Annotated in this window: 21 protein-coding genes; 12 read left to right on the top strand and 9 right to left on the bottom strand. The window is 62.2% G+C overall.

The window, feature by feature from the left end:
* Positions 1-34 precede the first annotated feature (34 nt).
* A complete protein-coding gene (locus J5Y06_RS11520) occupies positions 35-907 on the bottom strand; it encodes an EAL domain-containing protein (RefSeq protein ID WP_209335306.1) in 873 nt (290 codons plus the stop codon).
* Positions 904-1,866, bottom strand: coding sequence for an EAL domain-containing protein (locus J5Y06_RS11525; protein ID WP_209335307.1), 963 nt, complete (start codon positions 1,864-1,866; stop codon positions 904-906). Before J5Y06_RS11525 ends, J5Y06_RS11520 begins: the two co-directional genes overlap by 4 nt.
* Before the next feature lie 187 nt (positions 1,867-2,053).
* Between J5Y06_RS11525 and J5Y06_RS11530 the strand changes: the two genes are divergently transcribed.
* Positions 2,054-3,256, top strand: a complete 1,203-nt coding sequence (locus J5Y06_RS11530) for a pyridoxal phosphate-dependent aminotransferase (RefSeq protein ID WP_209335308.1) — start codon at positions 2,054-2,056, stop codon at positions 3,254-3,256.
* A gap of 69 nt (positions 3,257-3,325) precedes the next feature.
* On the opposite strand, the gene J5Y06_RS11535 is transcribed toward J5Y06_RS11530, so the two are convergent.
* The 4 genes from J5Y06_RS11535 to trhO all read right to left on the bottom strand — a co-directional run bounded on the left by J5Y06_RS11535 (position 3,326) and on the right by trhO (position 7,240).
* Entirely contained in the window at positions 3,326-3,724 is a 399-nt protein-coding gene (locus tag J5Y06_RS11535) for a (R)-mandelonitrile lyase (RefSeq protein ID WP_209335309.1), read from the bottom strand.
* Between the two features lie 53 nt (positions 3,725-3,777).
* Positions 3,778-5,367: an ABC transporter substrate-binding protein gene (locus J5Y06_RS11540; RefSeq protein WP_209335310.1), complete on the bottom strand. Its 1,590-nt coding sequence runs from the start codon at positions 5,365-5,367 to the stop codon at positions 3,778-3,780.
* 103 nt (positions 5,368-5,470) lie between these two features.
* Complete coding sequence (locus J5Y06_RS11545) at positions 5,471-6,184, bottom strand: tellurite resistance TerB family protein (RefSeq protein ID WP_209335311.1); 714 nt, start codon at positions 6,182-6,184, stop codon at positions 5,471-5,473.
* A gap of 105 nt (positions 6,185-6,289) precedes the next feature.
* Positions 6,290-7,240 (bottom strand): oxygen-dependent tRNA uridine(34) hydroxylase TrhO, encoded by a 951-nt coding sequence (gene trhO / locus J5Y06_RS11550; protein ID WP_209335312.1) that lies wholly within the window; start codon positions 7,238-7,240, stop codon positions 6,290-6,292.
* 131 nt (positions 7,241-7,371) lie between these two features.
* Between trhO and J5Y06_RS11555 the strand changes: the two genes are divergently transcribed.
* Positions 7,372-8,061 (top strand): N-acetylmuramidase family protein, encoded by a 690-nt coding sequence (locus tag J5Y06_RS11555; RefSeq protein ID WP_209335313.1) that lies wholly within the window; start codon positions 7,372-7,374, stop codon positions 8,059-8,061.
* 53 nt (positions 8,062-8,114) lie between these two features.
* Positions 8,115-8,753, top strand: a complete 639-nt coding sequence (locus J5Y06_RS11560) for a 2-dehydro-3-deoxy-phosphogluconate aldolase (RefSeq protein WP_209335314.1) — start codon at positions 8,115-8,117, stop codon at positions 8,751-8,753.
* 58 nt (positions 8,754-8,811) lie between these two features.
* Here the strand turns inward: J5Y06_RS11560 and J5Y06_RS11565 are convergent, their stop codons facing one another.
* Positions 8,812-10,809, bottom strand: a complete 1,998-nt coding sequence (locus tag J5Y06_RS11565; protein WP_342453412.1) for a peptidoglycan L,D-endopeptidase MepK — start codon at positions 10,807-10,809, stop codon at positions 8,812-8,814.
* Positions 10,810-11,019: 210 nt separating this feature from the next.
* Positions 11,020-12,516: a sigma-54-dependent transcriptional regulator gene (locus J5Y06_RS11570; protein ID WP_209335315.1), complete on the bottom strand. Its 1,497-nt coding sequence runs from the start codon at positions 12,514-12,516 to the stop codon at positions 11,020-11,022.
* A 147-nt stretch (positions 12,517-12,663) separates the two neighbouring features.
* Between J5Y06_RS11570 and J5Y06_RS11575 the strand changes: the two genes are divergently transcribed.
* The 8 genes from J5Y06_RS11575 to J5Y06_RS11610 all read left to right on the top strand — a co-directional run bounded on the left by J5Y06_RS11575 (position 12,664) and on the right by J5Y06_RS11610 (position 22,675).
* Positions 12,664-14,529 (top strand): M3 family oligoendopeptidase, encoded by a 1,866-nt coding sequence (locus J5Y06_RS11575; RefSeq protein ID WP_209335316.1) that lies wholly within the window; start codon positions 12,664-12,666, stop codon positions 14,527-14,529.
* A 73-nt stretch (positions 14,530-14,602) separates the two neighbouring features.
* The gene (locus J5Y06_RS11580) at positions 14,603-15,508 is read left to right on the top strand and encodes a heme-dependent oxidative N-demethylase family protein (RefSeq protein ID WP_209335317.1); all 906 of its coding nucleotides are present in this window, start codon (positions 14,603-14,605) and stop codon (positions 15,506-15,508) included.
* A 66-nt stretch (positions 15,509-15,574) separates the two neighbouring features.
* A complete protein-coding gene (locus tag J5Y06_RS11585) occupies positions 15,575-17,020 on the top strand; it encodes a homospermidine synthase (protein ID WP_209335318.1) in 1,446 nt (481 codons plus the stop codon).
* A gap of 89 nt (positions 17,021-17,109) precedes the next feature.
* Positions 17,110-17,493, top strand: a complete 384-nt coding sequence (gene omp10, locus J5Y06_RS11590) for an outer membrane lipoprotein Omp10 (protein WP_209335319.1) — start codon at positions 17,110-17,112, stop codon at positions 17,491-17,493.
* Between the two features lie 168 nt (positions 17,494-17,661).
* Entirely contained in the window at positions 17,662-19,965 is a 2,304-nt protein-coding gene (locus tag J5Y06_RS11595) for a 5'-nucleotidase C-terminal domain-containing protein (protein WP_209335320.1), read from the top strand.
* Positions 19,966-20,101: 136 nt separating this feature from the next.
* On the top strand, positions 20,102-21,163 hold the full coding sequence (gene hemH / locus J5Y06_RS11600; protein ID WP_209335551.1) for a ferrochelatase: 1,062 nt from the start codon (positions 20,102-20,104) through the stop codon (positions 21,161-21,163).
* Positions 21,164-21,248: 85 nt separating this feature from the next.
* Entirely contained in the window at positions 21,249-22,202 is a 954-nt protein-coding gene (locus J5Y06_RS11605) for an SPFH domain-containing protein (RefSeq protein WP_209335321.1), read from the top strand.
* Positions 22,203-22,207: 5 nt separating this feature from the next.
* Entirely contained in the window at positions 22,208-22,675 is a 468-nt protein-coding gene (locus J5Y06_RS11610; RefSeq protein ID WP_209335322.1) for an NfeD family protein, read from the top strand.
* A 3-nt stretch (positions 22,676-22,678) separates the two neighbouring features.
* Here J5Y06_RS11610 and J5Y06_RS11615 read toward each other — a convergent pair whose 3' ends face one another.
* Positions 22,679-23,674, bottom strand: coding sequence for a KpsF/GutQ family sugar-phosphate isomerase (locus J5Y06_RS11615; protein ID WP_209335323.1), 996 nt, complete (start codon positions 23,672-23,674; stop codon positions 22,679-22,681).
* Positions 23,675-23,805: 131 nt separating this feature from the next.
* On the opposite strand from J5Y06_RS11615, the gene J5Y06_RS11620 reads away from it, so the two are divergent.
* Positions 23,806-25,512, top strand: a complete 1,707-nt coding sequence (locus J5Y06_RS11620) for an outer membrane beta-barrel protein (RefSeq protein WP_209335324.1) — start codon at positions 23,806-23,808, stop codon at positions 25,510-25,512.
* Positions 25,513-25,550: the final 38 nt, after the last annotated feature.

Consider the following 25,550-nt stretch of genomic DNA (forward strand, 5'->3'; position numbering starts at 1 on the left):
AGGGACGAACCAGCCAATTGTTCTTGTGGTTCGATCAGCGACGTTGATTCATGCGGCGGCGGCGATCCGCAAGCCGCACCACATTGCCTTGCGGGCTCGTCAGCGTGGCGCGTTCGATCGGTGCAGCGGGAAAAAGGCTGCCTGCCAGCATGGGCTGACCGAGGAGCGGGCCCTGAACCAGCACGGCGCCGGCTTCGAGCGCCGCATCAAGCTGGGACGCCGTTTCGATGCCGTCCACCAGAACCGCGGCGCCCGCATCTTGAAAGCCTGAAAAGAGCGGCCGCAGAAGCCGGGTTGCGCGCGGCACACCAGCCACGCGGCGAAACCAGGGTCCGTCGATCTTCACTACATCCGGCTTGATGAACGACACTTGCTCCAGCGCTGGAAAGCCAGCAGCGAAATCGTCCACCCCGAGGGAAAAGCCATGCAGGCGGATCGCGGTGGCAAGCCGCAGCAGAACGGTTTTTTCCTGTTTCTCGCATTCCGCCAGGCTGCAAACCAGAAGGTGTGGCGGCAGGCCGACCTCGTGAACAAGCGCGGAAAGGAACTCGAGTTCGTCGAGCGCTCTGTTGGCACTCGATGCGTGGCGCGCATCCACGCTGCAAAAGAGACTGAGCCCGTCCACGCCGATCATGTGATAGTTTTGAAGATGCAGCGCCCGGCACAGAGCTTCGAAGGCGATGACGTCTTCCCCACCCATGCTCTCCGCAATCATGGCCGACGGGACGGGAAGATGGTCCCGCAAAGGACGGAGCTTGGCTTCCGCACCCCACGGCGCCAACTCGTCGCCGGCGGCGGCAAAGATGGGCTGAAACACGGATTTCAGCATGAACGGGCCGAAAGTGGCGCTCGCCAACCCGATCTCATCCACGAGAATGGCCTGGGATACCGCGGTTGCATCAATCATCGTGCAGCCTGCCTTCGGCCAAAGACTCGGCTCTTGCCAGGCCGTCCTGGCTGAGACAGCACGGGCGCAACGGCAATCCGTGGCAAGGCATCGGCTCGGTCGTGCGACGGGGTAATCTGTGGCAGATGCTGGGTCGCAAGCGCCGCGCCCACGGAGATTTCCGGTTCCGGCGTGGCGAAGATCCCGAACTCCGTGGGTGCGAGTTGCGGACGCGCCAAAACGTAGCCTTGAACCATGGAGGCGCCGGACTCTTCTGCGAGTTCCAGCTGCCAGTCCTCTTCGATCCCTTCGAAGACCGTTTTGATCCCGCGCTCGTTGAACGTCGCGACCATGGTTTTCAGGAGCGCGAAGCCCGCGCCTGACTCCATCAGATGCGTGATCCAGTGCGCATCGAACTTCACGATGTCCGGCTTCAGCTGTTCGATACGCCTCATATCGGAGTGGTCAGCTCCGTAGTCATCGACCGCAATGCGGAAGCCGTGGGCGCGAAGGGCTTCGACGAAGGCGAAAAGTGTCTTTTCTGATGTCGAAACATGCTCGGTCATTTCGCACACGATGCGGGCGGGATCGATGCCTGCCTGATGCAGCACAAGCCGCATATCGCGCAGGGCAGTTTCGGCCAGAGCAGGGTCGCAGAACTGCGACGGATCGAAGTTCACGAAGATCGACGCGCTCTCGGTCAGGCAGGCGCCCGCATTCAGGAGGTGGAGGGTGCGCGTCAGCGTTTCCACGGTGAAGCGATCCTGCGCCGGAACCGCGCGGAAGAACTGACCGGGCGGCACGGGCTCGTTTCCCCGAAAGGGGCGGATCAGGCCTTCAAAGGCCGCGATGGAGAGCTTGCCTCCGCCAAAGGCGAAAATCGGCTGAAAGGCCGACTTCAGCACATAGGATGCGAAAACCGCCGTATGAATGCCGTCCGCGCCATGCGCGATATGCGCCAAGGCAGAAGTACGCGTCATGATCGATCCACTCAGAACACGAGCTCGATAAACGCCCATCTAGCAAAGGAAGCTTTTACCTCCAGTTAATGTCGCCCCGCCGTTCTTAGTCGTCTTTCCAGATGGGTTTGCCTTGAACTCCGCGTCGCGATGGGCTTTACCTCCGCCGCGGCAGGTGAACAGCCGCCTTCCCTGAGGAGACAGATCCATGGCTTTCCTGGCCGACGCCCTTTCCCGTGTTAAGCCGTCCGCGACCATCGCGGTGACGCAGAAAGCGCGCGAGCTGAAGGCCAAAGGTCGTGATGTGATCGGGCTTGGTGCCGGCGAGCCTGATTTCGATACGCCCGACAACATCAAGAATGCCGCAATCGAAGCAATCCACCGCGGGGAAACCAAGTATCCGCCGGTGTCTGGAATCGCGCCCTTGCGCGAGGCGATCGCTGCCAAGTTCAAGCGCGAAAACAACCTCGACTATAAGCCGGAACAAACGATCGTCGGCACGGGCGGCAAGCAGATCCTGTTCAACGCCTTCATGGCGACGCTCAACCCGGGCGACGAGGTCGTCATCCCGCGCCCATACTGGGTCAGCTATCCGGAGATGGTGGCGATCTGCGGCGGCACCAGCGTGTTTGCCGACACCTCGATCGACAATGGCTTCAAGCTGACGGCGGCCGAGCTCGACAAGGCGATCACGCCCAAGACCAAGTGGCTGATCATGAACTCGCCGTCGAACCCCTCCGGCGCCGCTTACACGGAAGGTGAACTGCGCGAGATCGCCGATGTCCTCCTGAAGCATCCGCATGTCTGGACGCTCACGGACGACATGTACGAGCACCTGACCTATGGTGACTTCACCTTCCGCACGATCGCGGAAGTGGAGCCGGCGCTTTATGAGCGCACACTGACCATGAACGGCGTTTCCAAGGCTTACGCGATGACCGGCTGGCGCATCGGCTATGCGGCCGGACCCGTGGCGCTGATCAAGGCGATGGACATGATCCAGGGGCAGCAAACCTCCGGGGCCTGCACCATCGCCCAGTGGGCATCTGTGGAGGCGCTGAACGGGCCGCAGGACTTCATCACGAAAAACAAGGCGATCTTCCAGAACCGTCGCGATCTCGTTGTGTCCATGCTCAACCAGGCGAGCGGCATTTCCTGCCCGACCCCGGAAGGCGCTTTTTACGTGTATCCGTCGTGCCAAGGCACGATCGGCAAAACCGCGCCATCCGGCAAGGTGATCGCAAGCGACGAGGAGTTCGTGTCGGAACTGCTCGAAGCGGAAGGCGTCGCCGTGGTGCACGGTTCAGCCTTTGGATTAGGCCCCAACTTCCGGATCTCCTACGCGACATCCGAACAGCTCCTTGAAGAAGCCTGTATTCGGATTCAGCGGTTCACCGCTTCGCTGCGCTGAGCTTCGCGCCCCTCCATCAAGAAAGCCCGGCCTCACGCCGGGCTTTTTGTTGCGTCAGCCCCCGAAAGGTCATGAACCGGAATACTGCTCCTCGCTGACGGGCTCCATCCACGTCACCGCCTCCCCCTCGAGCGCTTCCTGCATCGCCAGATGCGTCATGGCGGTGGTTGGGCTCGCGCCATGCCAGTGCCTTTCGCCGGGCGCGAAAACAACAACGTCGCCGGCCCTGATTTGCTGGACCGGCTCGCCTTCCCGCTGCACCAAGCCAGCACCGGCCGTTACATACAGGGTCTGCCCAAGCGGATGCGTATGCCAGACTGTGCGGGCGCCGGGTTCAAAGCTGACAAGCGTGGCGCGAAGTCGCGCCGGCTGTTCGAGCGAAACAACGGGCGTCTGCAGAACGCGCCCCGTGAAGTAGGCGTCTGGCGCAACAACGGTATCGACGCTGCCGCAGGAAATGATCTTCAAGACACGCTCCTTCTGAGGCAGCCGGGGGCCGGCGGGCCGGCCCCCCTGTTCCGTCAGGCGTTGATCCAGCACTTCGTCAGGGCATGCCCGCCCATCAACTCGCCATTCGGATCATCGACCCAGCCACCGACCTTCGAACCCGTGGCATCGATGTAGTTGTTGAACATGGGCACGATCACCCCACCCTCATCGCGCAGGATCATGGCGGCTTGCTTGTACATGGCCTTGCGCTTGGCGTCGTCCAGCTCCGATCGCGCGCCGATGATCAGCTTGTCGAAGTCTTCCCGCTTGAAGCGGGTGTCGTTCCACTCGGCTCCGGAAAGATAGGCGATGGAATAGACTTGATCCTGGGTTGGCCGCCCCGTCCAGTAGGACATGGAGAATGGCTGCTTGTTCCAGACCTCCGACCAGTAGCCATCACCCGGCTCGCGTCGCACATCGATCGTGATGCCGCACTTCGCCGCGCTTTGCTGGAAAAGGGAAGCGGCATCGACGGCCCCGGGAAAGGCAACGTCCGACGTCCTCAGCAGAACCGAGCCAGAATGCCCGGACTTCTTGTAGTGTTCGGCGGCTTTCTCCGGATCAAACGTGCGCTGCGGGATGTCGTCGTCGAACAAGGGATAGCCGGCGATCATCGGCGTGTCGTTGCCGACGGTGCCGTAGCCGCTGAGGATCGTGCGCACCATTTCCTCGCGATCAACGGCGTATTTCAGGGCAAGCCGGAGATCGTTGTTGTCGAACGGGGCGGTATCGCAATGAGCGATGAAGACATAATGCCCTTTGCCAGGCACGTTGCGGATTGTGACGCCCGGCAGCCGCTGGATCAGCGACACAATCTTGGGCTCCACACGGTTGATGATGTCCACTTGCCCGCCCTGCAGGGCGGAAGTCCGTGCCGTGGAATCGTTGATGACGGTGATCTCGATCTTTGACGCATGACCTCGCTGGTCGCTGCCCCAATAGCCCTCGTGCCGTTCCGCCGTGTGGCGTACGCCTGGCTGGTTCTCGACCACCTTGTAGGGACCTGTGCCGATCCCCGCCGTCGGATCGTCCTTGCCGCCATTGGGCTGGATCATCAGGTGATAATCGCTGACGACATAAGGAAGGTCGGCGTTGGGCTCCTTGAGCGTGATGACCACAGTCTGACCGTCGGCGCGAACAGTGTCGAACTCCGCAACAAAGGGCAGTGCTGCGGATTTGGAATTCGCATCCGCATGACGTTCCATCGTCGCAACGATGTCAGCCGGTGTCAGATCCTTGCCGTTGTGGAAAGTCACGCCCTGGCGAATCTTGAAGGTCCAGGTCTTCGCATCCTTGGAAGGCTCGACGGATTCAGCGAGGCGATACTCGATCTCGCCAGTCGGCGAGACCTCCAGCAACTGCTCGCCCCAGCTGCGGCCGAGCGTGTAGGGGACCTGGCTCGCCCAAGTGGCAGGGTCAAGGCTGTCGGTTGCCGCGCCGCCCACCATGCCGGCACGCAACGTTCCCCCCTTCACGGGGGACTGCGCTTTGGCTGAATCGACGAGCAGACTGTTGGCGAAAGTCGCGCTGACGCCGAGCGCAGCAGCGCGGCCGAGGAAATCGCGGCGCGACAGGCGGCCGCCAACAACGAGCGCGCTAAGGTGATCGAGTTCTTTTGACATGAAGCCCCCATTCTTGTTCTGACACTGCTTCGGCGAGCAGCGCGCGAATGGGAGCTTCGCAACTCCAAGCCCCCGCGACAAGGGGCAGCGGTTCAGACCGACATCAAGCCGATGTTTTTGCCGCTACGATGGTAGCCTCGATATGGTCCACCAGCCGGTCGTCGAGCTGCAAACGTCCGGCCAGTTGGTCGAGATATCCGCGCTCGGCTCGTGTTTCCGGTTCAATGGCAACGCGCGACGCCGTGTAGATCTCGACGCGCTGTTCTTCGGTTTGCCCCGCGCGAACAATGGCGTCGAGGTCGACCGGCCGCGCAAGTTCTTCCTTCACGAACTGTTCGGCCTCGCGATCCACGCCCGCCTCCGAAAGGCGACCTGCAATCCGCTGACGTTCTTCTTCATCGATGTGGCCATCAGCGCGGGCAGCCGCAATCATGGCGCGCACCAGCACCAGCGTGAAAGCGTCTTCACCTTCGGGCATGCGGGAAGGATGGAAGCCGGTATCTTCAGGGGCAGGCAGCACGGCCGGCTCGCCGGCGGCCGGCGCAGGAGCGCCCTGCCCGCTCTGGCTCTTCTGGTACTGCTGGTAGGCGGTGTAAGCGAGACCCGCCACTGCGGCCATGCCGCCGAGCTTCAAGGCAGAACTTCCCAGGTTGCGGCCTGTTTTGGTGCCCAGAAGCATCGAAGCGAGCGCCGCCGACTTCCCCGGATTGTTGCGAGCATATTGCAGGGCCTGGTCCGCGCGATCGCGCAGGCCCCCTCCCGCGCCGCCGGCCTGGCTGCCGAGAAACTGGTCAAGCAACTTCTTCGGGTCGAACATCGGAGCTCCTTTGCGGTCGAACAGGCGTGATGCCGGCTGACTGCACGTAAGAAACCCTGTTTGATTTGCAAGGAAGCCGACGCGTGAGAACGCCGCCGTGAGAGATCAGGAAGGGGACCGAAGATGGGATTGGCAGCGTTCCGCCGCCAATTCGATCTGCTTCTGGCGCTCGGCGAAACGGGCCCGGTCCGCAGGATCCTGTGTTTCGGCACATTGAGGGCAGCAGACACCCTCCACGTAGCGGGGATCAGCGCGGTCGGCTTCCGTGACGGGATGCCGGCACGCGTGGCACAGCTGGGCAGCGCCGAGGCTGAGGCCATGGCCCACCGCCACCCGATCGTCGAAAACAAAGCACTCGCCCTGCCAAAGGCTGCGATCCGCCGGCACATCTTCGAGATACTGCAGAATGCCGCCCTTGAGGTGAAACACGCTTTCGAAGCCTGCTTCGCGCACGTAAGCGGTGGCCTTTTCGCAGCGGATCCCGCCGGTGCAGAACATCGCGATCTTGCGACCAGCCAAGTCTTCCCGATGCGCTTCCACCCAGGCGGGAAACTCAGAAAAGGTGGTGGTGTTCGGGTCCACCGCACCAGCAAACGTGCCGAGCCGCACTTCATAATCGTTGCGGGTGTCGATCACGATCGTTTCGGGGTCACTGATCAACGCATTCCATTCTCCCGGCGAAACGTAGGTGCCGGCTGAAAGGCGCGGATCGAGATCGGGCTTTGCCATCGTGACGATTTCGCGCTTCACCTTCACCTTCAACCGCCGAAACGGGAGGGAGGCTGCACCGCTGAACTTCAGTTCCAGATCGCCTAAGCCGCTTCTGCGGCAGATCTGGTCCAACGCTTCATCCAGCTTGTCCGGCTGGCCTGCAATGGTGCCGTTGATCCCTTCGAAGGCAAGAAGCAGAGTTCCGACAATGCCGTTGCGTCGGCAGATGGCAAGGATGTCCTGCTGCAAGGCGGGGAGGTCCTCAAGCCGTGCGAAGCGATAAAGCGCTGCAACGCGAATTGGCAGGGCGGCAGGATCAGAAAACGGAGGGGGTGTGGACGACATCGCGGCCGGTTAGCGCCTCATTTCGGCGCTGGCAAGGCAGTTTGTGGTTGCGGTCGACTATGGCTGGCGGCAATCGGTCCACCTTCTGCGGCGCGGCACCACACTCGCCCCTTCAACAAAGGAGTGGTGCCATGTTCGAAGCCGAAACACAGAACGCAATCGTCCGCCTGGCAAGAACCGCCTCCATCGAACCGGCGGCACTCTTGGCGGTGGCCGAGATCGAAAGCGGTGGCAAAGCCTATGCTGTCGTGAACAACAAGCGCGAACCCATGATCCGCTTCGAAGGCCATTATTTCGACCGTCGGCTTTCAGGCTTGCAGCAGGCGCAGGCCCGGGCCGCAGGGCTTTCCTCACCCAAAGCGGGGGCTATCCGCAATCCCAACGGCCAGGCGTCCCGATGGGCCATGCTCGACCGCGCGGCCGCGATCAATCGCAAGGCAGCCTACGAGTCCGTTTCCTGGGGCATCGGTCAGGTCATGGGTGCGCATTGGCAGTGGCTGGGCTACGCTTCCGTGGACGCACTTGTCGACCAATGTCGTGAAAGCCCTGCGGGCCAGATCGCGGTGATGCTGCGCTATATTGAGAAGGCAGGTCTCGCAAGCGCGCTGAATGCGTTGGACTGGCCTACCTTTGCGCGTGGCTACAACGGGCCGCAATTTGCCAAAAGCGGATATGACAAGAAGCTGGCCGCAGCCTTCAAAAGGCACAAAGCAGCGTGTCCCGGCGACCCAGCCACGGTTGAAGCCAGTTCGCCACAGCCCCGTTCTTGGCTCGGCGCCATTGCTGACTGGATCAAAGAACGCTTGGCGCACCTCGGCTGAACGTTGCGGGCACGCCTGAACCGGTTTAGGCAACTGCAAACAAGGAGCCGATCATGACCTCGTCCGAGCGCCTGCGCCAGATTCTTGAAGCCCAGCCCGTCATTCCCGTGTTGCGCATCGAGCGTGCCGAATATGCCGTTCCCCTGGCGCGCGCGCTCGCCAGGGGTGGATTGCCCGCGGTGGAAATCACATTGAGAACGCCGCAGGCGCTGGATGCCATCCGCCATGTTGCGGCCGATGTGCCGGAAGCAGTGGTGGGAGCGGGCACGATCCTGAATCCGAAGCATTTCGAGCAAGCCGTTGAAGCCGGTGCGACCTTTATCGTCAGCCCCGGCCAAACCCCTACCCTTTTTGATCTTGCGACGCAGAGCCCCGTCCCGCTCCTGCCCGGCGCAACCACGGCATCCGAAGTCATGTCTGCTGCGGAACGGGGCTATGACATCCTGAAGTTCTTTCCCGCCGAACAAGCAGGCGGGGCGGCCTTTCTCAAGGCGCTGGCCTCGCCTTTTGCCGGCATCCGCTTCTGCCCAACGGGCGGCATCTCGGCCGCCAATGCGAGCACCTACCTCGGTCTGCCGAACGTGGTTTGTGTCGGCGGGTCGTGGGTCGCGCCGGATGCTCTCGTGGAAGCGGGCGCATGGGACCAGATCACGGCATTGGCTGCGGAAGCAGCGAAGCTTCGCAAACACTGAGCTGAAAGCAAAAGGGCGGGAATCGCTCCCGCCCTTCGAAGGTCATTCGTCGCGGCTCTTAGCTGCCGTTGAAGCGCGCCACGGACAGGAACTCCACGGCTTTGCCCGTGAACCGGTTGGCTTTTTCCGTCAGGTCGTCCTGCTGGAAGCCCGTCGTGTAGACCTCCCGTGGAGCAGTCCGCACGAGGTTGTAAGCGAAGGACGGCGCCTTGGTGCCTCCCACGTTGCTGGCCACGCGTTCACCGTGCAGCGCCCAGCGGGCAATGCTTGGTTCCGCTTCCACGGGAACTGACTTCCGATCCGCCTTGGCCTGGTGGGCGCGCGGCTTCGCGCCCTTGCTTGTGGTCTTCACGCCCGAGTCGATCGCGTTGGAGATGGATTGATCCGGCTGGCGATCAAGCATGGCAAGCCGCTGCGAAGGCGCACCCTCGTTGACGTTCAAGCGGCTGCCGGCACTGACGATGACCTCGTTGCGTGCCACCAGCGGCTTGTCGGCGGCCTTCGTGCCAGCGGTCAAAGCCGCAATCGCATAGCTGGTTTCCCGCGCACCGGGACGCGCGGTTGGAACCGCGGCATAGGCGGTGGCGAGTTCGGCAATCGGATCGCTCCCACCCACGTCCTCGACAGCGCCGGGGTTCAGAGCGCCCTTCTTGGCCGCCACTTCCGCCAGATCCTGCGGCGTCACGTCACCCGTTTGCACGGCAGCCGCGGTGCGCGATGGCGGAGCCGTGTCCACAATGGCGGCAACCAGCGTCGGTCCGTCCGTAGCTGGCGCACGCGGTGCTTCAGCCATCAGGGCGGGAGCTGCTTCAGGCAAATTCAGGCCGTCACCGGCATAGTCCGGACGACGGGTTGGCAGCGGAACGTTGAACGCGAGCGCCGACTCCGCTTCAAACGGCGCTTCAAGCACCGGCGCCCCACTGGCGGCAGCCCCCGCCGCAATCGCCTCCTCGACCGCCTTCTTTGGATCAAGCGTCGGTGCGGCAGGCTTCGTGTCCATTGCCGCCATCATGGCAACCGCTGCATCGGCTTGCGGGCGCGGCGCCGCAATCGGCATTGGCACATTGCGGGCCGGCAGTGCAGCGATGATCGTTTCCGGCGTTTCGGCAACCGGTTCAGGCTGCGGCGCTGGAACAGCGGCAACCGCTGCAGGCGGTTCGCTCGGCGCCACGCTGCGCGCTTGTGCCGGGGCCGTCGCAGGGCTCTTTGCACGGGCAGGCGTATGCGGCGACGCCGACGCCATCATGCTCGGGCTTGCATCTTCTTCTTCGTCCGCCCCGCCACCAAAGAAGGCGGACAGGAAGCCGCCGGAGCGCTTGGAGCCTTCCGATGCCAGCTGGATGGAGCCGCCACCGCGCTTGCGCGACTCGTAGGCAGCAAGCGCCTGCTTGTATCCAGGCAGCGGCTTGCCGTCCGATGGCACGTGGATCGTGTCACCCTTCGGGAACACCGCGAGCAGCTGGCTGCGCGACATGCGGGGCCAATGCCGGACATTACCAACATCGAAGTGCACGAAAGGCGAGCCGGATTTCGGATAATAACCGACACCGCCGGCCCCCTTCTTGAGGCCAAGATTGCGCAAGGTGGCGAGTTTCACGTCCGGAATATAGAAGTCCATCGCCTTGCCGAGCATGTGCTGACTTTTTTCGGCGACGCCGCTGCCGCGAGAACGGCCGCGAAGCATGGAGTTCGTTGCCGGCGAGCGATACGCCGACACGACGTGGATGTAATCGCGCGAGCCGGATGCCTTGTAGACTTCCCACACCGTATCGAGGAGACGCGGATCCATCTTGGTGGGCTCGTTGCGCCGCCAATCCCGCAGGAACTTGTTCACCTTGTCCAAGCCAGACGAGATATACCTCCCGTCCTTCTTGTAGGTGATCTCCGCTTTTTCTTTGGTGTGGATGAAATACAGCCGCAAGGTGCGGGTTTCGGCCTGAGCGAGCCCGGCTGAGCTGCAAAGGCACGCGGCGGCGACAACGCAAGCGGACAGCCATTGAGGCCAACCAGGGAGTTTCGAGCGTCGTCCGTTCGAAGAACCGTCTGTCTTGGTCAAATTACTGCCTTACGGCTGGATGTCCCCAAACCAGTTTAGGGCGACATTCGTGAAATGGTAACCACGATCATCGAACCTAATGGTTAATCCAAGCTTATTGAAGCGCAAATGCGGTGACACAATGGCAACAACCCGCCTGAATTCCGCTCCTGCCTTACATGGTAAAGCGTTTATTATCCAGTCCTTAGCTGCCGAACTCTCTGGTGCGGGTTAAGCAATGCGCTGATCGCGCCCCTTGTCCGGATCGATCCCGTAATCCTTCAGCTTGCGGTAAAGCGTCGAGCGCCCGATGCCCAGCCGGCGCGCCACCTCGCTCATCTGGCCGCCATAATGATCTAGGGCGAGCCGGATCATGTCCAGTTCCACTTCGGCCAGGGAACGCACCTCACCTCGGTCGTCATGCGTCCGCATGAAACCAAAGAGCGGTTCGCTGAACGGCGCCGTAATCTGCGGTGGGGCGGGCGCGGGTGCGAAGGTGGTCGTGGGCACAAGCGGATCGGCCACACCAAGGTCGAGATTGCCAATCTGAGCCCTGATCTGCGGAAAGTCAGCCAAGGTCAGCAAGCGTCCGTCGCTTAGGACCAGCGCACGAAACACCGCATTTTCAAGCTGCCGGATATTGCCGGGCCAATCGTAAGCTTCGAGCATCGCAAGCGCATCGGGCATGATCCCAGTCACCCGCCCCCGCGTTTCGGCAGCGCTCAGCCGGTCGATGAAGTGCCGCACCAGCGGCGCGATGTCTTCCGGGCGCTGCCGGAGCGGCGGCACCATGATCGGAAACACGTTGAGGCGATAGAACAGGTCTTCGCGGAATTCGCCTTCTTTGACGCGCTGGATGAGGTCGCGATGGGTGGCCGAGATCAGCCTTATATCGACCTTTGCCGTTTGCCGGGACCCAACCGGATCCACTTCACCGGTTTGCACCGCGCGCAGGAGCTTGACCTGCACGTCGAGCGGGAGGTCGCCGATTTCGTCGAGAAACAAGGTGCCGCCATTGGCTTCAACGAACTTGCCCGCGTGCTTTTCGGTGGCACCCGTGAAAGATCCCCGTTCGTGACCGAACAGGATGCTTTCAACCAAAGTGTCAGGGATCGCGCCGCAGTTGACGGTCACAAAAGGCTTGGCACGCCGTTCACCGCTGCCCTGAATGGCGCGCGCCACCAGTTCCTTGCCGACCCCCGACTCTCCCTCGATCAGGATCGGAATGTTGGAAGCGGCGGCCTTTTGCCCGAGCCGCAGCACGCGATCCATGGCCGGGCTGCGCGTCACGAGATCCCGGAAGGTCAGCGAAGCGGCTGCGCCTTTTCGCCGCCGGCGCTGCTCGTCTTCCCGGCTTTCAACCTTGAGCGCGTTGGTGATGGCGGTGTTGAGGCGGTCGGGGGAAGCGGGCTTGACCACGAAATCAAAGGCGCCGGCGCGCATCGCCGCCACCACCGTGTCGATGCCGCCTTGCGAAGTTTGAACGATCACGGGCGCCTCAACGCCTCGCGTTTGCAGTTCGGCCAGAACGGCCAGTCCGCTCATGCCGGGCATCATCAGGTCGAGCACGATGGCAGAGATGTCGCCACCCTTGGGGCCATCGAGAAGGTTCAGCCCAGCTTGGCCTCCATCGGCGACATGGGTGTCGTAGCCGGACTTGGAAAGCGCACCTTCGACCAGCCGGCGCTGCACGGGATCGTCGTCGATGATGAGGACGGAGCCTGCCATGATGTCGCTGCCGCCTTTCCGCCGCTGCCCGTTCGAAATCACCTACCCTTATGGATCATGTTGGCACAGAGCCCTAAATAGCCGCTCAAGAAAGGGGGTGAACAAAGCCTTCACCCCATCGCGCCATTCCGTTCCAAGTGAGTTTGCATGCGCTTCTTTTCCAGTTCGTCCGCTCCCGCCACAGGCGGCCGACAGGCCAGCCGTGCCACATCCGCGGCCCTTTCGGCGGTGCCCTATCTGGGAGATCTTCCGGAATGGAACCTGGCGGATCTTTACCCGAGCATGGATGCGCCCGAACTCGAGGCCGACATTGCCCGGGCGGCAAGGGATGCGAAGGCGTTTGAAACCGCCTGGAAAGGCACGCTGTCTGCCCAAGCCGCCGACAAGGCGGGCGGCGGTCTCGGCCGTGCCATCCGTGGCTTCGAAGCGCTGGAAGAGCTGATCGGCCGGATCGTCTCTTATGCCAGCCTTGTTTACGCCGGCGACACATCAGACCCGCGGCGCGCAAAGCTCTACGGGGACGTCCAGGAGAAGATGACGGCCGCCAGCGCGCATCTCCTGTTCTTCCCCTTGGAACTCAATCAGGTCGACGACCAGGCGATCTCCGAGGCGATGGACGCGGATCCGGGGTTTGCCCGCTACCGCCCCTGGATCATCGATCTTCGAAAGGACAAGCCGTTTCAGCTGGAAGACCGGATTGAACAGCTTTTCCATGAAAAGAACGTCACAGGGCGCGGCGCGTGGAACCGCCTGTTCGACGAGACGATGACGGCGCTGCGCTTTGAGGTTGATGGCTCGGAACTGACGCTGGAGCCGACCCTCAACCTCCTTCAGGACGCCGATCCGGCCTTGCGCCAAAAGGCTTCCGACGCTCTGGCAACGACCTTCAAGGCGAACCTTCGCATTTTCACCCTGATCACGAACACGCTGTCCAAGGATCGGGAAATTTCCGATCGGTGGCGCGGTTTCGAGGATATCGCCGATGCGCGCCACCTCGCCAACCGCGTGGAACGGCCGGTGGTGGACGCCTTGGCTGAAGCGGTGCAGGCCGCTTACCCCCGTTTGTCGCACCGCTACTATGCCATGAAGGCGCGCTGGCTCGGCATGGAGCAGATGAACAACTGGGACCGCAACGCGCCCCTGCCGGAAACTCCCAGCGCGTCCATTGACTGGACAGACGCCAAGCACACGGTGCTGTCGGCTTACAGCCGCTTTGACCCGCAGATGGGCGAGATAGCCCGCCGCTTCTTCGACGATCGTTGGATCGATGCGGCGGTGCGGCCCGGCAAGGCGCCGGGCGCCTTTGCGCATCCGACCGTTCCTTCCGCGCACCCTTATGTTCTGTTGAACTACATGGGCAAACCGCGCGACGTGATGACGCTCGCGCATGAACTGGGCCATGGCGTTCATCAGGTCCTTGCCGGCAGCCAAGGCGCGCTGATGGCATCTACCCCGCTAACCCTTGCCGAAACCGCGTCCGTGTTCGGCGAAATGCTGACCTTCCGCTCCCTGCTCGACCAGACCACCGACAGGCGCGAACGCAAGGCCATGCTGGCGCAAAAAGTGGAGGACATGATCAACACGGTTGTGCGCCAGATCGCCTTTTATTCCTTTGAGCGAAAGGTCCACACGGAACGCCGGAACGGGGAACTCACATCCGACCAGATCGGCCAGTTCTGGCTGGAAGTGCAGGCTGAAAGCCTTGGGCCGGCCATTCGGCTTCGCGACGGGTACGAAACCTTCTGGAGCTATGTGCCCCACTTCATCCATTCGCCCTTTTACGTTTATGCTTATGCGTTCGGCGACTGCCTGGTGAACTCGCTTTACGCTGTCTACCAGAACGCCGAGAGCGGCTTCCAGGAGAAATACTTTGCCATGCTTCGTGCCGGCGGCACCAAGCACCACTCCGAGTTGTTGGCGCCGTTTGGGCTTGATGCCTCCGATCCCGCTTTCTGGAGCAAGGGCTTGTCTGTTCTGGAAGGCCTGATCGACGAACTGGAAGCAATGGATTAAGAAACGGGTATCGGTCCGGTTTGCGCGACGCACTGCCGGGCATTTCTCGTCCTTGTCCGGTTTTTGCTTGAAGATGAGCACGCTGGCGCACACGCCTTATGATGGATCCACGAAACCGTTTACGATCGGGCTGAAGCCGCTCGACCTGGCGACCTGGATCGAGATCGACGAGCACCTGCCCGCCTACCTGGCCGAAAAGGCGGTGCTCAACCGCGCGCTGCCGGACAAGGTCTTTGCGGCGGAAGCAGACACTGATGCAGCCCAGGCGGAAGTTCTCCACCTGCTGCTAGAGCATCTCTTGGCGTTTTATCCGGACCGTTATCGCCGCGAGGGGGAGACGGTCCATCTTAGGGCTACTGGAACAACGATCGACCTCGGCAGGTCTGCCCCCTTGCTGGCTGCAGCAGCGCTCGTTCAGGAAGATCTCGTTCTGATGCGGCGCGGCGACGACGGCTGGCGGCTGGCGGCCGCCTCGCTCTGCTTTCCATCATCCTGGAACCTGCGTGACAAATTCGGCCGCACGCTGACCGCCATTCATGATCCCGTGCCAGATTTCGGCGCCGGCTCACGAGCGGACGGGCTCATCAACCGGATGTTCGACAAGCTGCAGCCGGCAAATCCTGTTCAGCGATGGAACTGGTCCTTGCAACCGGATGCCGAGCGCCACAAGCCGCTGTCCGATAGCCTGGTTTCCCACAAAGGCGTGCGTCGCTTCCCGTCGGACGATACGGCAGCCAGCACCTTTATCCGCGTCGAACGACAAACCCTTCGGAAGCTGCCGGCTAGCGGCGACATCCTGTTCACGATCCGCATCTACGTGGATCCGGTGGCAGTTCTCAGCCGGCACGCAGACTGTTCCTCGCTCGCGGCGAGCTTTGCCGAACAGCTTTCCGCGCTGGACACCGCGCAGCTCGACTACAAAGGTTTGTCCGCGGATCGCGACCAGCTGGTAACGATGCTGGAAAGGCTTGGCCGTTGAAGGGGTTTATTGTGACGGACTAATGTGGTGTAGGTCACGCAACGAAACGCAGGAGTTGTGCACAAAATGGCGGAAGCAAACTGGCCGATCTATGGTGAAATAACGGGACCGATCGTGATGATCGGCTTCGGTTCCATCGGACGAGGCACGCTTCCCCTGATCGAAAGGCACTTCAAGTTCGACAAGTCCCGCATGGTCGTGATCGATCCAAAGGACACCGATAAGGCCCTGCTGGACGAGCGTGGCATCCGCTTTATCCAGGAACACGTCACAAAGAAAAACTACAAGAGGCTGCTGAAGCCGCTTCTGACGGAAGGCGGCGGGCAGGGCTTCTGCGTCAACCTGTCGGTTGATACGGGTTCGCTCGACCTCATGAAGCTCTGCCGCAAGAACGGGGTCTTGTATATCGACACGGTCGTCGAGCCATGGCTTGGCTTCTACTTCGACGAAAAGGCGGACAATGCATCGCGCACCAACTACGCTCTTCGCGAAACGGTACGTGCGGAGAAGGCTGCAAACCCCGGTGGCACGACCGCTGTGTCGTGCTGCGGCGCCAATCCCGGCATGGTGTCCTGGTTCGTGAAGCAGGCCCTCGTGAACCTCGCAACCGATCTCGGCATGGACTTCGCCGTACCTTCCACGAGTGACCGGACGGGTTGGGCCAAGCTCATGAAGAAGAGCGGCGTGAAGGGCATCCACATCGCCGAGCGCGATACGCAGCGTTCCAAGCAGCCGAAGCCGCGGGACGTGTTTTGGAACACCTGGTCCGTGGAAGGCTTCGTTTCCGAGGGGCTCCAGCCTGCCGAGCTTGGCTGGGGCACACATGAAAAATGGATGCCAAAAAACGCGCGCGAGCACGAGCATGGCTCGCAGGCCGCGATCTTCCTGGAACAGCCCGGCGCCAACACGCGCGTCCGCACCTGGTGTCCAACCCCCGGACCGCAGTTCGGCTTCCTGGTGACCCACAACGAAGCGATCTCGATCGCCGACTATTTTACGGCCAGCAACAAGAAGAACGAAGTCACTTATCGGCCAACCTGCCACTACGCCTACCACCCGTCCAACGATGCTGTTTTGTCGCTGCACGAGATGTTCGGCGCGGCCGGCAAGCCGCAGGCGGAGTTCCACGTGCTCAGCGAAAACGAGCTCGTGGATGGCGCCGACGAGCTCGGCGTGCTGCTTTATGGACACGACAAGAACGCCTACTGGTATGGCTCGCGCTTGACGCTTGAAGAAGCGCGCAAGCTGGCCCCTTACCAGAACGCAACCGGCCTGCAGGTCACGTCGGCGGTTCTGGCGGGCATGGTGTGGGCGCTGGAGAATCCCGAAGCCGGCATCGTCGAAACCGACGAGATGGACTTCAAGCGGTGTTTGGAAGTGCAGATGCCTTATCTGGGGCCAGTGGAAGGGCACTACACCGACTGGACGCCGCTCGACAGGCGCCCGGGCCTCTTCCCGGAAGACATCGACCGCAAGGATCCGTGGCAGTTTCGGAACATACTGGTACGCTAATCATTGATTCGGATCGCGGGAGCGGATGCGCCCGCGTTCCGAATCATGCCAAGCAGGATCACCGTGTCCTGTCCTTCTGGAGAACGATCATGCGCTTCGCTGCTTCCTTCCGTCTCACGACCGCGCTCCTTTTGGCCGTGGCGGCCGCCGGTTGCGTCGGCGGGAATGGTTCGCCGCAGCGCATGGCGGCCGTTGCCATAGCGCCATCGGGTGTTGATGGCTCCTGGGTCGATGAAACCGGGGTCGGCGTTTCGACCTTCTCCAACGGCACCTTTTCCACCACCGCGCTGGACAACGGCAGCAAGCTTTCGGAAGGCACCTATCGGTTCAACGGGTCGAACACGGTGGCCATCACCGGCACCTCGCTGATCCGCCAGCAGCCGATCGCCTTCAACTGCAACATCGCCTCGCGCTCGCAGCTGAACTGCACGAGTGCGGAAGGCAATCGCTTCATCCTGACCCGTCGGGCTTGAGGTCTAAGACCTTGCGTGACTGAAGCGCTGGTTGAGCAATCAACCGGCGCTTTTCGTTTCGGCTTGCAAGCCATGGCAGCCGATGAAAACATGCAACCCAATGGCAAACTGTAGCAAAAGCGACAAGCAAGAGCGCTACGGATCAAGGCACAAGCGGAGACCATCTCGATGAAAAGAATAGCCCTGCTCGCGGCGCTTTCCACCTCAGTCCTCAGCCTTTCGGCTGGGTTGTCCTATGCCGATTACACGCTCAACATCCTCCACATCAACGACTGGCACAGCCGGATTGAAGGCAACAATAAATACGAGTCGACCTGCTCGCAGGAGGAAAAGGATAAAGGCGAATGCTTCGGCGGCGCAGCGCGCCTCGTAACGGCAATCCGCCAACAACGGGAAAGCCTGAACGGGCAGAACGTGATCGTTCTGAACGCGGGCGACAATTACCAGGGCTCGCTGTTTTTCCAAACCTATCATGGTGACGTCGAGAACGAGTTTTCCAACCTCATCGACTTCGATGCCATGGTCGTGGGGAACCACGAGTTCGACAATGGCGAGGATGGCGTGAAGCGCCTTCTCGACCAAGCGACCTTCCCTGTGCTGGGCGCCAATGTCGACGTTGCCAATGGCGCACAGCTTCCCAAGGACAAGCTCCTGCCAAGCACCGTCGTGGAGATCGGCGGCGAAAAGATCGGCGTGATTGGCGTCGTGACCACGGACACGGCCGACATCGCCACGCCCGGCCCCAACATCTCCTTTGCCGATGACGTGACCGCAATCGAAGCGGAAGTGAACTCCCTGACCGATCAGGGCGTGAACAAGATCATCGCGTTGACCCATGTGGGTTATGTCCGCGATCGCGACGTGCTGGCGAAGATCCCCGGCGTCGACGTCGTGGTGGGCGGACATTCTCACACTGTGTTGTCCAATGACGGCAATGCAGAAGGCCCCTATCCGACAATGGTGGACGGGGCGGAAGGCCGCGATGTACCGGTCGTCACTGCAGGCTCCTACTCGAAGTATCTCGGCAACTTGTCCGTGACCTTCGATGACCAGGGCAATGTCACGTCGGCCAGCGGCGATCCGATCCTTCTCGACAACAGCATCCCGGAAGATCCGCAGGTGCTGGAACGCGTCGCCGAACTCGGCGGCCCGATAGAGGAACTGAAGGCCAAGCAGGTCGGCGAACTGACGGCGCCAGCCGATGGCAGCCGGGAAAGCTGCCGGGCGCAGGAATGCGAGATGGGCAACCTCATCGCGGATGCCATTCTCGACCGCACAAAGGACCAAGGTGTCACCATCGCCATTCAAAACGGCGGCGGGATTCGATCGTCCATCGACGGTGGTCCGGTTACCATGGGCGAAGTGCTCACCGTGCTTCCGTTCCAGAACACGGTGGCGACGTTCCAGCTTTCGGGCGAGGACCTCAAGGCTTCGCTGGAGGGCGCCGTATCGGCGATTGAAGAAGGCAAGGGCAAATTCCCGCAGGTCGCGGGCATCCGCTATACGCTGGACAAGAGCGTTGCGCCGAATGAAGGGCGCATCAAGTCAGTCGAAGTTTCAGAAAGCGGCAACTGGACGCCGCTTGATCCGGCGAAAACCTACACGATCGTCACCAACAATTTCGTTCGCAATGGCGGTGACGACTACGACCTGTTCGAAACAAACGCCCAGAACGCCTATGATTATGGGCCGAGCCTCGAACAGGTCGTGGCGGAATATATCAGCGAAAACAGCCCTTACACGCCGAAGCTCGAGAACCGCATCATCATGGCCGATGCGGCACCAACGTCGCAGCCTGCAGCGGCGGAAACCGTGCCGACGCAAAACAGCGAGCAAACGCCAGCCGAGCCCACTGCTTCCGAGCCTCCGTCGGCCGAGCCTACCAGCCAGCCAACCAACACCGAACCCACCCAGAACAGCGAGCAGACGCCAGTCGAACCCACCGCGTCGGAGCCCCCGTCGGCTGAGCCCACAAGCCAGCCGACCACAACGACGCCGCCGGCCAGCACCACGCCGGCAACGAACGAGGCGGCTCCAGCGCCGGCAATGAACCCCGCACTGGATGCAAACGACATCGACGTGCCGGAACCCGTTGCTCCGGCGCCAACCACGCCGCCAACCAACTTCGGCACCGAGGCGCCGGCTCCGTCGGGCACATCCGCCAATACCCAGCCGACCCAGAACAGCGAACAAACGCCGACGGAACCCACCGCATCGGAACCGCCTTCGGCTGAGCCCACCAACCAGGGCGCGAGCACGACCCCGACGCCCGAAGCATCAGCGGCAACGATGAACGCGCCGGCTGCGTCGGAACAACGGCGCACAGTTCGCCGCGGCGACTCTCTCTGGCGGATTGCGGAAGAAGTCTATGGCGACGGTGCGAAGTGGCGCGTCATTGCCGATGCTAATCCGGCGGTTCGTTCAGGCCGCCTTGCCGTCGGCATGGAACTGGTGATCCCGGCCGCCAACTGAGCACACAGCTTTTGACAAGGGCCTGCGGCATCCGTGCCGCGGGCCCTTTTTGCGTCAACCGCTTCCTTTTGCTCCATTGAACGTGTCGGCCGGCATCGTATGTGTGCAGCTTGAATCAGAAGGAGCATCAGGCGTGATTTCGAGCGCAACCGGGCTGAACAGGCCGGCAGCCAAGGCAACGGGCCCCCTGCCCGCCAACCATCCCGCACTCGCGCCTGACCGGATCGGCGTCCTTCTCGTCAATTTGGGAACACCCGATGGCACCGACGCCAAGTCGATGTGGCGCTATCTGCGGGAATTCTTGTCCGACCCACGCGTGATCGAGCTCAACAAGGCGGTCTGGTACCCGATCCTTTATGGAGCGGTGCTGACCACGCGTCCGAAGAAGTCGGGCGAAAACTACGCGCGCATCTGGAACCGCGACAAGGACGAGTCGCCGCTTCGGACCTTCACCCGCAGCCAGGCAGAAAAGCTCAGCGAGCGCTTCGCTGGGGAGCCGGTGGTGGTTGAATGGGGCATGCGCTACGGCAGTCCATCAATCGCGGATGCCGTGGAGCGGTTGCGCACGGCTGGCTGCCGCCGCATCATGATGGCACCGCTTTATCCGCAATATTCCGCAACAACGACGGGAACCGCAGGGGACCAGCTGTTCCGGGCGCTGATGAAGATCCGCGACGTGCCGGCAATCCGCACCCTGCCGGCCTACCACGACGAGCCCGTTTATATCGACGCGTTGGCCAGCTCCATCGAAACGCATCTCGCCACGCTCGACTTCGAACCCGAGGTGGTGCTGGCGTCCTACCACGGCATCCCCCGAGTCTATTTCGAGCGCGGCGACCCCTACCACTGCCACTGCAAGAAAACGTCGCGTCTCCTCCGGGAGCGGCTCGGCTGGGACAAGAAAAAGCTCATCACCACCTTTCAGTCGCGCTTTGGCGCGCAGGAGTGGCTGCAGCCCTACACGGACAAGACCGTGGAACGGCTCGCCAAGGAAGGTGTGAAGTCCATCGCGGTGATCAACCCCGGTTTTTCGTCTGATTGCATCGAAACGCTGGACGAGATCGGCCGCGAAGTCTGCGAGGAGTTCCTGCACGCCGGGGGCGTCAACTTCAGCCACATTCCATGCCTCAACGACAGCGAAGACGGCATGCGGGTGATCGAACAGGTGGTCCGGCGCGAGCTGGAAGGCTGGCTTTAGCCAAACCGAGCGAAGGATGGCGCCTCGCGTTGGCTTAAGCGCGGCTTTGGACTAGATCTCTGCGGGTAAGCGCTTGGAGGGTTCCATGTTTGGCGGCTTCGATATCGTCATCATCGTGTTGGCGGTTCTTGTGGTGTTGCTCATCTTCGCGGGCATCAAGACAGTGCCGCAAGGACACAACTACACGGTGGAACGCTTCGGCCGCTACACCCGGACACTGACGCCCGGCCTCAACATCATCGTGCCTTTCGTGGACCGCATCGGTGCACGTCTGAACATGATGGAACAGGTGCTCGATGTTCCGACTCAGGAGGTGATCACCCGCGACAATGCGATCGTCGCGGTGGATGGCGTGGCCTTCTATCAGGTGCTCAATGCGCCGCAGGCCGCCTACCAGGTTTCCGGTCTCGAAAACGCGATCCTGAACCTTACCATGACCAACATACGCACGGTCATGGGCTCGATGGATCTCGATGAACTTTTGTCCAACCGTGATGCCATCAACGAGCGACTGTTGCGGGTGGTCGACCAGGCCGCCCATCCGTGGGGGATCAAGATCACGCGTGTCGAGATCAAGGACATCAACCCACCGGCTAATCTGGTGGAATCGATGGCGCGGCAGATGATGGCCGAGCGCAACAAACGCGCGCAAATCCTTGAAGCTGAAGGGCTGAAGCAGGCGCAGGTGCTGGAAGCGGAAGGCCGTCGCGAAGCCGCCTTCCGCGATGCTGAGGCGCGCGAGCGCCTTGCGGAAGCAGAAGCGCGCGCCACGCAGGTCGTTTCCGAAGCGATCGCCAAGGGGGACGTCCAGGCCATCAACTACTTCGTGGCGCAACGCTACACCGAAGCGATGACGAAGATCGGCTCATCGCCGAACTCCAAGATCGTCTTGATGCCCTTCGAAGCGTCCTCGCTGATCGGGTCGCTGGGCGGCATCGGCTCCATTGCGAAGGACCTGTTCGGCGATCAGCCGGCAACCAGCGCGGTGCGCGGGCCTTCGCGCACGCCTACTGTTGTTGTTCCACCCGAACGAAGCTGACGGCGATGATCACCACGACTTTGGGCGAACTCGGACCCTGGAACTGGATCCTGCTCGGCATGGTCCTTCTCGCGGCGGAGATCGTTCTGCCGGGCGTGTTCCTGTTGTGGATCGGCATTGCCGCCCTGCTTGTCGGCGCCCTTTCCCTGCAGATCTGGGAAATGGCCGCCTGGACGTGGCAGTTGCAAACGATCCTTTTCCTGGTGCTTGCGCTGGCGTCAGCCTATCTCGGCTCGCGTTGGGTTCGTGTGCATGACACGGCCAGCGACGAACCGCTCCTGAACCAGCCGGCCACCCAGCTGATCGGGCGAACGGCCGTGCTCGGCGAGCCTATCCGCGAGAACCGGGGACGCATCCGACTGGGCGACACGATCTGGCTGGTTCAAGGGGCCGATGCAGATGCCGGCACGCGCGTGAAAGTGGTCGGGACGCGCGGTTCAGAGCTGCTCGTGGAGCCGACCGAGCGAGCCTGAACCTCAGGCGACGCCGACGCGCAGCAGGTCGTGGAAGTGAACGATGCCAACTGGGCGCTCGTTTTCCACCACCACCAGAGCGCTGATCTTCAGCTCTTCCAGAACGCCGATCGCCGCGCCCGCGAGCGTGTCAGGCGACACGCTTTTCGGGTTCGGCGTCATGATCTCATCCACCGTGAGCGCCGCAAGGTCGCGGTCGATGTGGCGTGCCAGATCGCCATCGGTGATAATCCCGGCAAGCCGTCCATCACCTTCCAGCACGCAAACGCAGCCGAAGCGCTTTTGCGACAGCGTCAGCATGGCTTCCCGCAGAGGTGTGCCGCGCTGGGCGACTGGGATCATCGCGCCGCCATGCATGAGGTCGCGCACGTGGGTAAGGTTTGCGCCAAGCTTGCCGCCTGGATGGAATGTGCGGAAATGATCGGCGGTGAATCCCCTCGCCTCCAAAAGCGCGACCGCCAGCGCATCCCCCAACACAAGCTGCATGACTGTTGAGGTGGTTGGGGCAAGCCCGTGGGGACACGCTTCCTGGACACGCGGCAGGGCAAGCACCACGCTCGCTTCCCGCGCAAGCGCGGACTGCACCCCCGCCGTCATCGCGATCAGGGGAATGTCAAAGCGCCGCGCGTAGTTGACGATGCCCTTCAGTTCCGCGCTTTCCCCCGACCAGGACATGGCGAGGATCACATCGTCGGTGGCGATCATACCGAGATCGCCGTGGTTGGCTTCCACGGGGTGAACGAAAAAGGCCGGCGTGCCTGTGGACGCAAAGGTGGCGGCGAGCTTTGCTCCGATGTGACCGCTTTTGCCCACACCTGTCAGGATCAACCGACCCGACACGCTGCGGATCAGGTCCACGGCTCGGCTGAAGGGCTCGGCAAGGCCGTTTTGCAGGCTCTGCTGAAGTGCGGCCAAGCCAGCCTGTTCGCAGTCAACGGTGCGCAGGGCGGACTGGGTGGCTTCGCCAACAGGCGGACGCATGGTTGCAAGATTGCTCATCGGGGCGCGATTAGCGCTTTCGCAGCAGCTTGTCCAATAAACCGCTGCTTCGCATCGAAAGGAAAGTTTAACCAAACTCGTTTACGAACCGGTAATCCTCGCAATGGGCGCGGGCAATCGTCGAAAAAAACATGGCGCATCGCCGAGACAACCATCTTCAACGAAACAGCGGGTTGCGCGTGTTTCGCTTGGCCTCCGGCACCGCAGCCGCGCTGCTTTTGATGGCGCAGCCTTCGCTTGCGCAAACAAGCGGCCTCCGGACCGCGGCGGACAACGAGGAGGCGCCGAGTGGATCAGCCTTGCAGGCGCTCGCAGCAGCCCCGGTCTACGAGCCGGTCAGCGAAGGCGCCCTGCCACGCGAGCCGCGTGCCTCTTTCGACATCATCTCCGACTCCCCCTCTCTCTTCGACCCCGAGCAAGCCGATCCTTTTTCCGACCGTCTCCCGCGGCCGGCAACACCCACGAACCAGCGGCAAAGGGCGGCGGAAGCGCCTACGGCTGCGGACCCTGCCCAGCCGTCCGGCCGGCGCCAGCTGCGCGCAGGGGGAAGCGTGGCCGACGCTCGCGCGTCCAGTGATGACGTCACCGGAACGATCGACAGCCTGCCCGCGCAAGCACAAGCGCGCTTGGATGCCGATGCGCTTCTGGAAGACACCAACCAGCGCACGCCGGCAATCGAGGCGCGGAGACGCACCTTTGAAGAAACGCCGTTCGCCCCAGTCGGCCTGCGCGCAGGCAAGTTCCTCCTGTTTCCGACCCTGGAACAGGGCCTCGTTTACACCTCGAACGCCAGCTCGAGCGCCGATGGCAAGCCCGCTCTCCTTTCGGAAAGCACATTGCGGCTGAGCGGCACCTCCGATTGGTCACGCCATTCGGCCGCACTCAGCGGCTACGCGACCTACCGCAAGTCGCTCGATGGGGAAGAAACGGAAGACTACTACGGCGGGCTTGATGCCGCCTTGCGCCTTGATCTGGCGAACGACTACGCGCTGGACCTGCGCGGCAACTACCTGATCACGCCGGAATCGGCGACATCGCCGGTTGTGATCGAGGGGACGCTGGACGAGCCGATCCGCCAAACAATGGAAGCGAGTGCCGGCCTTAGCCGATCCTTCGGGCAGCTTCGGCTCAGCGGCACCGGTCGCGTGGAGCGCGAAATCTATGGCGACGCCGATCTTTCCACCGGCGGCACGCTTTCGCAGAAGGATCGGAACTCCACCCTCGCCGCTTTCGTGCTTCGCACCGGTTGGGAACTGTCGCCGGTCCTCATTCCCTTCGTTGAAGGCGAAATCGGCAAACGCTTCTACGACAATGAAGCAGACGCGGCCGGCTACCAGCGCACCTCGCTGCGGACCGGCCTGCGCGCGGGGCTTGAATTCGACTTCACGGAAAAGCTTCAAGGCGAGTTTGCTGCCGGCTGGCTCGGCGAGGAGTTCGACGATGATCGCCTCCAGCGTCTGTCCGGCGCCACGTTCTCTGCCGACCTGACCTGGTCGCCGCTGCGCGGCACCACGGTTGCAATCAATGCCGACACCACCGTGGAAGGCTCCACCACGCCAGGCGACTCCGGCTCGATCTTCTACTCGGCCGGCCTGACCGCGACCCGTGAATTGCGTGCCAACTTGACCGGCACTGCATCGCTGGGCCTCGGCTGGCGCGATTACAAGAACATCGATGGCCGCGACCTGATCTGGAACGGTGAAACCACGCTGACCTACTGGTTCAACCGTTACGCGGGCATCACGGCACGCGGGCGCTATGAACAGGTCAGCAGCAATCTGCCTTTCCGCGATACGGACACCGCAAGCATTTACCTCGGCCTCAAGCTCCAGCGCTGATCACGTTCCTGTCAGGTTCCCCAAAACCGCCGCGATCG

This window comes from Tianweitania sediminis (assembly GCF_017813335.1).
GTDB classification, from domain to species: Bacteria; Pseudomonadota; Alphaproteobacteria; order Rhizobiales; family Rhizobiaceae; genus Tianweitania; species Tianweitania sediminis.

Excerpts from the sequence above, each read along its gene's own strand:
- J5Y06_RS11580 (WP_209335317.1), top strand. The coding sequence starts at position 14,603 with ATGAGCACGCTGGCGCACACGCCTTATGATGGATCCACGAAACCGTTT.
- J5Y06_RS11525 (WP_209335307.1), bottom strand. The coding sequence starts at position 1,866 with ATGACGCGTACTTCTGCCTTGGCGCATATCGCGCATGGCGCGGACGGC.
- J5Y06_RS11555 (WP_209335313.1), top strand. The coding sequence starts at position 7,372 with ATGTTCGAAGCCGAAACACAGAACGCAATCGTCCGCCTGGCAAGAACC.
- omp10 (WP_209335319.1), top strand. The coding sequence starts at position 17,110 with ATGCGCTTCGCTGCTTCCTTCCGTCTCACGACCGCGCTCCTTTTGGCC.
- J5Y06_RS11615 (WP_209335323.1), bottom strand. The coding sequence starts at position 23,674 with ATGAGCAATCTTGCAACCATGCGTCCGCCTGTTGGCGAAGCCACCCAG.
- J5Y06_RS11605 (WP_209335321.1), top strand. The coding sequence starts at position 21,249 with ATGTTTGGCGGCTTCGATATCGTCATCATCGTGTTGGCGGTTCTTGTG.
- J5Y06_RS11540 (WP_209335310.1), bottom strand. The coding sequence starts at position 5,367 with ATGTCAAAAGAACTCGATCACCTTAGCGCGCTCGTTGTTGGCGGCCGC.
- J5Y06_RS11585 (WP_209335318.1), top strand. The coding sequence starts at position 15,575 with ATGGCGGAAGCAAACTGGCCGATCTATGGTGAAATAACGGGACCGATC.
- J5Y06_RS11520 (WP_209335306.1), bottom strand. The coding sequence starts at position 907 with ATGATTGATGCAACCGCGGTATCCCAGGCCATTCTCGTGGATGAGATC.
- J5Y06_RS11530 (WP_209335308.1), top strand. The coding sequence starts at position 2,054 with ATGGCTTTCCTGGCCGACGCCCTTTCCCGTGTTAAGCCGTCCGCGACC.
- J5Y06_RS11545 (WP_209335311.1), bottom strand. The coding sequence starts at position 6,184 with ATGTTCGACCCGAAGAAGTTGCTTGACCAGTTTCTCGGCAGCCAGGCC.
- trhO (WP_209335312.1), bottom strand. The coding sequence starts at position 7,240 with ATGTCGTCCACACCCCCTCCGTTTTCTGATCCTGCCGCCCTGCCAATT.
- J5Y06_RS11595 (WP_209335320.1), top strand. The coding sequence starts at position 17,662 with ATGAAAAGAATAGCCCTGCTCGCGGCGCTTTCCACCTCAGTCCTCAGC.
- J5Y06_RS11570 (WP_209335315.1), bottom strand. The coding sequence starts at position 12,516 with ATGGCAGGCTCCGTCCTCATCATCGACGACGATCCCGTGCAGCGCCGG.
- J5Y06_RS11610 (WP_209335322.1), top strand. The coding sequence starts at position 22,208 with ATGATCACCACGACTTTGGGCGAACTCGGACCCTGGAACTGGATCCTG.
- J5Y06_RS11560 (WP_209335314.1), top strand. The coding sequence starts at position 8,115 with ATGACCTCGTCCGAGCGCCTGCGCCAGATTCTTGAAGCCCAGCCCGTC.
- J5Y06_RS11575 (WP_209335316.1), top strand. The coding sequence starts at position 12,664 with ATGCGCTTCTTTTCCAGTTCGTCCGCTCCCGCCACAGGCGGCCGACAG.
- J5Y06_RS11620 (WP_209335324.1), top strand. The coding sequence starts at position 23,806 with ATGGCGCATCGCCGAGACAACCATCTTCAACGAAACAGCGGGTTGCGC.